At 67.1% G+C, this 6,092-nt stretch carries 6 protein-coding genes; 5 read left to right on the top strand and 1 reads right to left on the bottom strand.

Annotation, left to right across the window (positions count from 1 at the left end):
* The 4 genes from EGJ34_RS19945 to EGJ34_RS19930 all read left to right on the top strand — a co-directional run.
* Positions 1-1,177 (top strand): MotA/TolQ/ExbB proton channel family protein (locus EGJ34_RS19945; protein ID WP_185750268.1); only part of this gene is annotated, 1,177 nt, incomplete at its 5' end.
* Between the two features lie 11 nt (positions 1,178-1,188).
* Positions 1,189-1,599, top strand: a complete 411-nt coding sequence (locus EGJ34_RS19940; protein WP_125362183.1) for a biopolymer transporter ExbD — start codon at positions 1,189-1,191, stop codon at positions 1,597-1,599.
* A 5-nt stretch (positions 1,600-1,604) separates the two neighbouring features.
* On the top strand, positions 1,605-2,282 hold the full coding sequence (locus tag EGJ34_RS19935) for a TonB family protein (protein ID WP_125362182.1): 678 nt from the start codon (positions 1,605-1,607) through the stop codon (positions 2,280-2,282).
* A 42-nt stretch (positions 2,283-2,324) separates the two neighbouring features.
* Positions 2,325-4,067: a putative porin gene (locus EGJ34_RS19930; protein ID WP_125362181.1), complete on the top strand. Its 1,743-nt coding sequence runs from the start codon at positions 2,325-2,327 to the stop codon at positions 4,065-4,067.
* 106 nt (positions 4,068-4,173) lie between these two features.
* Here EGJ34_RS19930 and EGJ34_RS19925 read toward each other — a convergent pair whose 3' ends face one another.
* A complete protein-coding gene (locus EGJ34_RS19925) occupies positions 4,174-4,875 on the bottom strand; it encodes a pirin family protein (RefSeq protein WP_125362180.1) in 702 nt (233 codons plus the stop codon).
* A 140-nt stretch (positions 4,876-5,015) separates the two neighbouring features.
* On the opposite strand from EGJ34_RS19925, the gene EGJ34_RS19920 reads away from it, so the two are divergent.
* Positions 5,016-5,939 carry a LysR family transcriptional regulator gene (locus EGJ34_RS19920; RefSeq protein ID WP_125362179.1) on the top strand — a complete coding sequence of 308 codons (924 nt, stop codon included), beginning with the start codon at positions 5,016-5,018 and terminating at the stop codon, positions 5,937-5,939.
* The last annotated feature ends 153 nt before the right edge of the window (positions 5,940-6,092 follow it).

The following is a 6,092-nucleotide window of genomic DNA, read 5'->3' as shown; positions in this document are numbered from 1 at the left end:
CACCTTCTCGGCCTGGGTCAAGCCGGCCGCGCCGGCCGGCGAGCAGGCGCTGTACAGCCGCCGCGAAGGGGCCTCGGAACTGCTGATCGGCCTCGCCAACGGCGCGCCGTTCGTGCAGCTCAACGGGCAGCGCAGCACGCTGGCGCAGCCGATCCCGGAAGGGCAGTGGGCGCACGTCGCACTGACCGCCGCTGAAGGCAAGCTGCAGTTGTTCCTCAATGGCCGTGCCATCGCCGAGCTGGCGGGCGAGCTGCCCGCGTTCAATGGCGCGCCGGTGATCGGTGCCGATGCGCCGGGCGCAACTACTACTGCACTGGCCAACTTCAACGGTGCCATCGACGAACTGCGCATCTCCCGCGTGGCACGCTCGCCGGCGCTGCTGCAGGCCGACTTCGCCAGCCAGGGCGGCGATTCGCGCCTGGCCAGCTACGGGGCCGATGAGCAGACCACTGGCCAGAGCCACTTTGGTTTCATCCTCAAGGCGATGCCGGTCGATGCCTGGGTGGTGGTGGCAGTGCTGGGCCTGATGCTGCTGCTGTCGTGGGCGATCATGATCGCCAAGAGCCGTTACTTCGGCACCGTGGCCAAGGCCAACGAAGCCTTCACCGTGCAGTACCGCAAGGTCACCGGCGCACCGGTCGCCACCCTGCAGGGTCTGGAGCGCAATGGCACGCTGTCCACGCAGATCCGCGAGAACTCCACCCTGTGGCGTCTGTACCGCATCGCCATGGACGAAATGGACGGTCGCGGCTCGCACCATCACGGTCTGACCGCCGCGGCCATCACCTCGATCCGCGCCACCATGGACGCCGAGGTCACGCGCGAAACCGAGCGCATGTCCAAGCGCATGAACTGGTTGTCCACCACCATTGAAGGCGCGCCGTACATCGGTCTGTTCGGCACCGTGATCGGCATCATGCTGGTGTTCGTGGTGGCGGCAATGGCCGGCGCGGTCGACATCAATTCGGTGGCCCCGGGCATGGCGGCGGCGCTGCTGTGTACCGCCGCCGGCCTGGGCGTGGCGATTCCCGCGCTGTTTGGCTACAACTGGCTGGCCTCGCGCGCTGAAGCGATTGCCGCGGACATGTCGGTGTTTGTCGACGAGTTCACCGCGCGCCTGGCCGAAGAGTTCGACCGCAGCGAACCGGCCGCCACCGCGCGTCCGGCCGTGGCCTGAGGAGCACCGGCATGGCACGCAAGCGGTTCGGCATCAAGAAGCGCGAGAAGGGCATCAACGTGACGCCGTTCGTCGACGTGCTGCTGGTGGTGCTGGTGATCTTCATCCTCACCAGCAACGCCAGCATTCCCGGCATCGAGGTCAACCTGCCCAAGGCCAGCAATTCCACCGCGCTGGAGAAACCCAAGACCAAGGCAATCACCGTCGACAACAGCGGCCAGGTGTTCCTGGATGCCTACCCGGTGAGCCTGGCGGAGCTGGAAGACCGGCTGCGCACCGAAAAGGCGACCAACCCGGACTTCCCGGTGATCGTGCGCGGCGATGCGGAAGTGCAGTACGCGCGCGTGGTCGAGGTGCTGGACCTGCTGCGCCGGATTGAACTGAGCCAGGTCGGCCTGGTCACCGGCAAGGCGCAGGGGTAAGGCGGATGTCAGGTTCCCCGGACAAACGCCGGCAACTGTGGATCACCGTCGGACTGTGCGCTGCGGCAGCGGCGCTGCTGGTGGCGTTCTTCGTGTGGCTGCTGACCAAGGACACCGCCAGCACGCGCCGGCCGGTGAATCCGCCGCAGATGCTGGCATTGCCACCGCCGCCCCCACCACCGCCGCCCCCGCCGGAACAGCCACCCGAGCCGGAGACGCCGCCGGAAGAAACCGTGCCGGAACCCGAGCCGATGGAACCGGTGCCCAGCAACGAACCCGAGCCGACCCCGGACACGTCCGACCCGGTGACCATGGACGCCGATGCACAGGCGGGCACGGACAGCTTCGGCATCCGTTCCGGCAGTGGCGGCGGCATGAGCGGCACCGGTCCGGGCGGGGCCGGCAATGCCAGCTACGGGCGCTACCTCGGTTACGTGATGCAGCAGGCGATCGCCCGCGACGACCGGGTCAAGCGGCTGGGCTTCCGCCTGCACGTCGACGTGTGGATGGACCCGGACGGCCGCATCACCCGCGTCGAGCTCAACCGTGGCAGTGGCAACGACGCCGCCGACGCGGCGGTGGTCGATGCGCTGCGCCGCCTCGGCCAGGTGGAACAGCGCCCACCGGCCTCGCTGACCTTCCCGGCGCGGGTACTGGTGCAGGGCCGCCGGCCCGGTCTCTGACTCCTTCTTTTTCCTGTCTTTCCCTTTGCTGCGAGATCCGTGATGAACATGCGCAACCCGACCGCTTTACCTCCCCGCCCGAAACGCCGGGTGCTGCTGTGCTGCGCCGTGCTGCTGGCGCTGGCAGCGCCGTCCGGGGCGATGGCGGCGCAGGAAACCACCATGGTCAAGCTGATCCGCGGCCTGATCGCCAGCGGTGCGCTGCGCCCTGAAGACGGCCAGGCGCTGCTGGCCCAGGCTGAAGCGGAAGCCGCAGCGGCCGAGGCCAGCAAGGCTGGCACGGCAGCGGCGGTGACCGGTGGCGTGGCGCTGGAAGCCGGCGACGTGCGCGTGCCGTATGTGCCGCAGCACGTGCGCGATGAGATCCGCGATGAAGTGCGCCAGGACGTGATGCAGCAGGCCAGCGAGCAGGGCTGGGCCTCGCCGAACGAAGTGGCCGAATGGACCAAGCGGATCAAGGTCGCCGGCGACGTGCGCGTGCGCAACGAATCGCGCTTCTACTCCGACAGCAACAGCGACATCGAGATCGACTGGGCCGCGATCAACGATGGCAGCGGTTACGACACCAACCCGAACACCAATCTGGACCTGCCGCCGCTGCGCAACAGCCGCCAGGACCGCCGCAATCTGTGGCGCGTGCGTGCCCGCCTGGGCGTGGAAGCGGAGATCAGCGAGCGCACCCGCGCCGGCATCCGTCTGGCCAGCGGCAGCAGCGACGGTCCGGTGTCGACCACGGACACCCTCGGCGGTGGCATGGAGAAGAAGGACATCTGGCTGGACCAGGTGTGGCTGTCCTATGCACCCACCTACTGGGTGACGGTGAAGGGCGGTCGCTTCGGCAATCCGTTCTGGTCCAGCGACACGCTGTTTTCCAATGACCTGAACTTCGACGGCCTGGCGGCCAACTTCCTGAGCCCGCCGCAGGGCGAGGGCAACTGGTCGGTGTTCGGCAACCTCGCCGTGGTGCCGCTGGAATACACCTCGGACAACTCGCCCAGCGCCAGCCAGGTCAAGACCCCGAACGAGAACAAGTGGCTCAGCGGCGCGCAGGTCGGCATCGACTGGCGCTTCAATGACAACCACAGTGTGCGTGCGGCGGTGGCGTACTACGACTACAAGAACATCAGCGGCAAGGTGTCCTCGCCGTGCCTGCTGTATGCAGGTGCCCCGGGCTGCGACACCGATTGGTCGCGCCCGGCCTTCATGCAGAAGGGCAACACGCTGATGCTGCTGCGAGACATCGCACTCAATCCGCTGGACCCGGCCAACACCCCGACCCCGCAATACGTGGGCCTGGCATCGGCGTTCCGCCTGGCCGACCTCAACCTGCGCTGGGACGCCTCGCTCAGCCATCGCATGGACATGCGCCTGGAAGCGGACTACATCCGCAACCTGGCCTATGACCAGAATGCGATGTTCACCCGCGCCAATGGCGGCATCGTCAACAACTTCGGCAACGGTGGCACCACCACCGCGGAATCGTTCCGCAGCGGCGACACCGCGTGGATGCTGCAGGCCACCTTCGGCGATGTCGAGCTGAAGCAGAAGGGCCAATGGCAGGCGCTGCTGGGCTACAAGCGGATCGAGCCGGACGCGCTGCCGGATGCATTCAACGATTCCAACTTCCACCTGGGCGGCACCAACGCGCGCGGTTATTACGTCGGCGGCGCGTACATGTTCGATCATCGCACCTGGGTAAGCGGCAAGTGGATGGCGGCCAAGGAAGTGTTCGGTCCGCCGCTGGCCATCGACGTGTTCCAGCTCGAGTTCAATACCGGGTTCTGATCAAGGCGGGAGCGGGCATGGGGGTGCAGGATGCAGCCCTCATGCCCGCATTTTTCCGCATTTTCCGCATTTTTCCGCGTAGTGCCGGGCTTGCCCGGCAGCATGCTCAAAGCGGCAGATCAAACACCAGCACCTCGGCATCGCGTCCGTTCTCAATCGTCACCTGCGCCTCATCGCGGATCTGCAGCGCATCGCCGGTATCCAACGTGATGCCGTTGACCTTCACCTGCCCACGCGCCACCTGCACATAGCTGCCGCGACCCGGAGCCAGCTCCAGTCGGGCCTGCTCATCGCCGTCGAACAGGCCGGCATAGATGCGCGCGTTCTGGTGGATCTTCAACGAGCCATCGCGGCCGTCCTCGGACACGATCAGGCGCAACTGGCCGCGCTTGCTCTCCGGCGTGAAGTGGGTTTCCTCGTAGCTCGGGGGAATGCCTTCAACCTCCGGGAACAGCCAGATCTGCAGGAAGTGCACGGTTTCGTCAGCCGAGTGGTTGAACTCGCTGTGGCTGACCCCGCTGCCGGCGCTCATGCGCTGCACGTCGCCGTAACGCAGCACCGAGCCGGTGCCCATCGAGTCCTTGTGCTCCAGCGCGCCGCCCAGCACGTAGGAGACGATCTCCATGTTGCTGTGGCTGTGGGTGCCGAAGCCCTGGCCGCCGATCACCTTGTCTTCGTTGATCACCCGCAGCGGGCCGAAGCTGGTGTAGCGCGGATCGTAGTAGTTGGCGAACGAGAAGGTGTGCTGGGAGTTCAGCCAGCCATGGTTGGCCTGGCCACGGGTGTTGCTCTTGCGGATCTGCAGCATGATATTCTCCTGGGTGTTCGACGGTTTCGATGATGGACCGGGGTGGGTTGGCCCCGTCCCTTTCCTGTTGCGGCCAGTATCCGCTTGCGCTTCGGGTTTGAAAAACGGATAGTTTTGCAAGCCATCATCGAAATTTTCGAATGCTCAAGCTCAGCCTCGACTCCCTGCAGATCCTGGACGCCATCGACCGCCGTGGCTCGTTTGCCGCCGCCGGCAAGGCGCTGCACAAGGTGCCGTCCACCATTTCCTACACCGTCTCCAAGCTGGAGCAGGACCTGGGCGTGCAGCTGTTCGACCGGGTCGGGCCGCGTGCCGACCTGACCGAGGCCGGGCAGGCACTGCTGGAGGAGGGCAGGCACCTGCTGCGCGCGGCCCGTGAGCTGGAACTGCGGGTGCGCCGGGTGGCCTCGGGCTGGGAGGCGGAGCTGACCCTGGCGGTGGATTCGATGTTCCAGCCGGCGTTGCTGGCGCAGGACATTGCTGATTTCAGCGCGGTGGCCGAGCAGACCCGGGTGCGGCTGATCAGCGAGGCGCTTTCCGGCACCTGGGAGGCGCTGCTGGATCGCCGCGCCGACCTGCTGGTGGGTGCGGCGGGCGAGGGGCCGAGTGGTGGTGGTTATGTAGTGGAAGCACTGGGCGTGGTGCGGTTTGCATTCGCGGTGGCACCACATCACCCGCTGGCAGCGGTTTCCGGCCCGCTCGGGCGTGACGCACTGGCCGAGCACTGCGCCATTGCCGTGGCCGATTCCGCGCGCCGCCTGCTGCCGCGCACCGTCGGCCTGCTGATGGGGCAGGAGACGGTGACCGTGCCGGACATGCTGAGCAAGTTCCGCCTGCAGTGCGCCGGACTGGGTTTTGGCTTCCTGCCCGAGCCCTATGTGCAGGCCGCGGTGGCGCAGGGCCGGCTGGTGGTGCGCGAGGTGGAGGAGCCGAAGCCTGACGAAACCTTCTGGCTGGCATGGCGCACGGGTGAGGAGGGGGCGGCCCTGCGCTGGTGGCGCGAGCGCCTGCGCGAACCCGGGCACATGGAGGCGTGGTGGGCGCAGATGGCGCAGTGGTTGTGACGAACTTCGGGCGGACGTGGACCTCGTAGAGCCGGGCTTGCCCGGCTGCCTTTTGCGTGCGCCAACAGCAGCCGGGGCAGCCCCCCGCTGCCGCGGTGTGTTTTACACATCTCCCACCCCCCCACCCCCCCCGCAAACGCGGCTGGCGGGGGG

The organism is Stenotrophomonas sp. 278 (assembly GCF_003935715.1).
Classification (GTDB): Bacteria; Pseudomonadota; Gammaproteobacteria; order Xanthomonadales; family Xanthomonadaceae; genus Stenotrophomonas; species Stenotrophomonas maltophilia_AH.
The sequence above is the reverse complement of the archived record's forward strand: the minus strand, read 5'-3'. Positions and strand labels throughout refer to the sequence as shown.

Coding starts and splice junctions, on each gene's coding strand:
- EGJ34_RS19935 (WP_125362182.1), top strand. CDS start 1,605: ATGTCAGGTTCCCCGGACAAACGCCGGCAACTGTGGATCACCGTCGGA.
- EGJ34_RS19930 (WP_125362181.1), top strand. CDS start 2,325: ATGAACATGCGCAACCCGACCGCTTTACCTCCCCGCCCGAAACGCCGG.
- EGJ34_RS19925 (WP_125362180.1), bottom strand. CDS start 4,875: ATGCTGCAGATCCGCAAGAGCAACACCCGTGGCCAGGCCAACCATGGC.
- EGJ34_RS19940 (WP_125362183.1), top strand. CDS start 1,189: ATGGCACGCAAGCGGTTCGGCATCAAGAAGCGCGAGAAGGGCATCAAC.
- EGJ34_RS19920 (WP_125362179.1), top strand. CDS start 5,016: ATGCTCAAGCTCAGCCTCGACTCCCTGCAGATCCTGGACGCCATCGAC.